2 protein-coding genes are annotated in these 3,487 nt (G+C 64.1%); both read left to right on the forward strand.

Features of this window, described 5'->3' with window-relative positions:
• Window positions 1-247: hypothetical protein (locus tag ACIQ3R_RS16515; RefSeq protein WP_397419946.1), on the forward strand; the 247-nt coding region annotated here is incomplete at its 5' end.
• Between the two features lie 341 nt (window positions 248-588).
• A partial coding sequence (locus tag ACIQ3R_RS16520; RefSeq protein ID WP_397419947.1) for a S8 family serine peptidase occupies window positions 589-3,487 on the forward strand: 2,899 nt, incomplete at its 3' end.

The following is a 3,487-nucleotide window of genomic DNA, read 5'->3' on the forward strand; positions in this document are numbered from 1 at the left end:
GTTGGGCGGCGTGTTCGCATCTCGGCAAGCACACCGGGTCACATACCAAAGCCAGTCCAACGATGAGGTCAGCCGATTGCGCGAGAAAGCTTCCAAGCTGGAGAAGCGACTTTGGGCGAAAGACGGTAAACCAAAGCCGCGTGGAGCTCGACGAGAACGGCTCATTGAGGCATGGGACCAAACCGACAGCGAATTCGAAGCCCGCTTTGCAATCGAAAAACTTCGTCGATTCGGCGGCCGTTCATGACCTTTCCGGGTCGGAGCCGTTCCGGGCGCGACGGGTATCGGACCTTGTTTCGCGGCACCTCATGGGCCTGATGGCACGACATGCCGCGTCACGCTCGGGTCGGTTCCAGGCCTCGCTCCGCTCGAGGCGCCACCGATAGAGAACCAGTTCGAGTTCATGTTTTCCGGAATTCGAATGACGATGATCTTTGGTCAGGAGGCAAGCCTAGGCGGAAACCGCTGCCCTTTTCCGACAAGTTCCCCATACAGTTGTTTTTGCGCGCGAAGTTCGCGAACTCGCGTTAGGTTGCAGCGTCGGGGTGACGTCGCGCGCCCACTGGGGCTCTGGGGTTTGAAGACCAAATGCCGGACACGCTGACCGCGACTTCGCGGCCGGATCAGATTCTCATTCGGGCCGACCCTTCGTCGGCCGATCACGGCCGCGCTCTCGCCGCCGTCGGCGGCCGCGTGATTCAAGTCATCAACTCTGGCGAAGATGGCGTCTGGCAGCGGGTGCAACTCGGTCAGGGCGTAACGATCGAGGCGGCCCTTGAGATCCTCTCCAAGCATCCCGGGATCGACTTCGCCGAGCGCGACTGGCAGGTGGCTGGCCAGGATCTCAGCAACGACACCGCCTTCCTTGCAGGTCAGACCTGGGGTCTCTACGGCGACCTGAGCACGCCGGCGAACGCCTTCGGGAGCCAGGCCGCCGAAGTCTGGGCGGCGGGGAACACGGGTAGCAGCAAGGTGGCCGTGGGGGTCATCGACTCGGGAGTCGATTATACGCACCCTGACCTCTACCTGAACATCTGGCTCAATTTCGCCGAAATCCCGACCGCCTTCCGTTCGTTGCTGGTCGACGTGGACGCGGACGGCGTGATTGGATTCCGCGATCTGAATGACGGTCGCAACAGCGCCTATGTGTCGGACCTCAACGCCAATGGCCGCATCGACGCAGGCGACCTTCTGCAGGATTCGCGTTGGGAGAATGGGGTCGACAACGACGCCAACGGCTATATCGACGACCTGATCGGCTGGGATTTTGTCAATAACGACAACGACCCGATGGATGATCGCGGTCATGGCACGCACGTGGCCGGAACCATCGGCGCCGTCGGCGGCAATGGGACCGGCGTCGCCGGCGTCGCCTGGAACGTGCAGATCGTCGCGCTCAAGTTCCTGAATTCGGCGAACCAGGGCTTTACCTCTGACGCCGTGCGGGCCGCAGATTACTTCACCAACGCCGGGCGCGCCTCGACCGTCATTGATTTTGTCGCCACCAACAACAGCTGGGGCGGCGGCGGCTACTCCCAGGCCTTGCTGGATGCGATCACCCGGGGTGCCCAGGAGGAGATCCTGTTTGTTGCAGCCGCCGGCAACAACGGGACCAACAACGACGTTACGGCCTTCTACCCTGCGAGTTACTCGACACAATCGACGGTCGGTTTCGACGCCGTCATCGCTGTGGCGGCCATCGGCTCAACGGGCTCGCTGGCCAGCTGGTCGAATTTCGGCATGACCAGTGTCGACATCGCGGCGCCCGGGGCCAGCATCTATTCGACGACCCTGGGCGGCGGCTACGGCACGATGAGCGGCACGTCGATGGCCGCGCCGCACGTGACGGGGTCTATAGCGCTGTATGTGGCCGGCAATCCCAACGCCACGCCCGCCGACATACGGGCCGCGCTCCTAGGTTCGGCAATCACGTCGGCGGCGTTGAATGACAGGGTTGCAACCGATGGTCGCCTGGATGCTGCCACATTCGTGGGCGCGTCGCCACCGCCCCCGCCGCCACCACCGCCACCCGTGGGTCAAGGCGTTTCGGTGGTGGGCACAGACGCAGCCGACTCCATTACCCCGACAAGCGCCCCTGCAGGACAACCGTTCCCTGGGCAATACGCTGACACCATTCAGGCCGGAGGTGGCACTGACACTCTGGACGGCGGCGCAGGCGCGGACAGCCTGGTCGGAGGATCAGGCAGCGACCGATACTTCGTCGACAATGTCGGTGATGTGGTGCTTGAGCTTTCTGGAGGCGGCACAGCTGACAGCATCTTCACGTCGGTAACCTACACCTTGCCTGCCGAAGTCGAACGGATGACCATAGCGTCTGACGGCGCGGTCAATGGCACAGGCAATGGCTTAGCCAACATCATGTACGGTGGCGCCGGTAACAACCTGCTGGACGGCGGGGCCGGCAACGACCTGCTTTCGGCGAACGGGGGCGCGGACACCCTCCTGGGCGGCCAGGGCTCGGATACGCTGAATGGCGGATCGGGCAGTGACTCGCTGGATGGCGGCGCGGGTGCCGACACACTTGCCGGCGGGTCTGGAAATGACGTTATGGCGTTCCGCCGCGGCGAAGCCGGCGGCGACGTGGTCAGCGACTTCGCAGCGGGCGATCAGGTTCGACTGATCGGCTTTGCTGCGGGCTCAACATTCGTGAAGGCTTCGGGCAGCACCACCGACTGGATCGTCACCGACGCCGTCACCGGCGTGGCCGAGACCATCCGTTTCACCAACGCCTACGCATTGTCTTCCAGCGACTTCCTGTTCGAAAGTCCGCCGCCGTCTCCACCTCCGCCTCCGCCGCCGCCGCCGCCTCCGACGTTGGGTGTTCTCGTGGTGGGCACGGCCGCAGCGGAAGCGATCACGCCGTCCAGTACACCTGTTGGACAACCGTTTCCCGGTCAGTATTCCGACACCATCCAGGCCAGCGGTGGCGGCGATACGTTGGACGGTGGGACCGGCGCCGACAGCCTGGTCGGCGGGACGGGCAGCGACAATTACTATGTCGATGACGCCGGTGATTTGATCCTTGAGCTTCCTGGCGAAGGTGACGACCAGGTCTTCAGTAGTCTGACCTTCGCCCTACCCTCGGAGGTCGAGCGTCTGACGCTGACGTCCGCTGGCGCTGTCAACGGCGCGGGCAACGGGCTGGCCAACGTGATCACCGGCGGTTCCGGCGACAACTGGCTGGAGGGAGCGGGCGGGAACGACTCTCTTTCGGGCATTGGCGGCGCAGATACGCTGTTGGGTGGGACGGGCAGCGATACCCTGGATGGCGGGTCCGGAGCGGACAGTCTGGCCGGTGGCGCGGAGGACGACGTCTACCTTGTTGACGACGCCGGCGATGTCGTCCTGGAACTCGCCGGTGAAGGCGATGACCTGGTCCTGAGCGCGGTGACCTACTCGCTTCCCAGCGAGGTCGAGCGCTTGACTCTGACGTCGGCCGGGACGGTCAACGGCGGAGGCAACGGGC

This window comes from Phenylobacterium sp. (assembly GCF_044371015.1).
Classification (GTDB): Bacteria; Pseudomonadota; Alphaproteobacteria; order Caulobacterales; family Caulobacteraceae; genus Phenylobacterium.